General features: G+C 62.3%; 1 protein-coding gene. It reads left to right on the top strand.

The genetic code is table 11. From position 1 onward, the window contains the following. Window positions 1-30 precede the first annotated feature (30 nt). Window positions 31-252, top strand: a 222-nt coding sequence (locus SB660_RS22335) for a hypothetical protein (protein WP_410584657.1), incomplete at its 3' end; no start/stop codon positions are given.

Raw genomic sequence — 252 nt, 5'->3', positions numbered from 1 at the left:
CCGAGCGTTCATGCGCAGAGCGCTTTGCCCATGCTGGGCGATGGTGCGGAGATGACGACCAGCGCCGAGCGCAAGCTGGGCGACAGCATCATTCGTGAGCTCTATCGCGATCCGGACTACATCGACGATGCGGTTCTCCATGAATATGTCGATGGACTGTTCCAGTCGCTGCGTGCGGCGGCTAAGGCGCGGGGTGAGCTGTCTCCCGAGCTGGAAGAGCGCTTTGCCTGGGAGGTGCTGTTGGGCAAGGAC

Origin of the sequence: Bacillus sp. SIMBA_005 (assembly GCF_046535585.1) — a bacterium.
Classification (GTDB): Bacteria; Bacillota; Bacilli; order Bacillales; family Bacillaceae; genus Bacillus; species Bacillus pumilus.
Note: the sequence above shows the minus strand (reverse complement) of the source record. Positions and strands in the feature narration are given on the sequence as shown.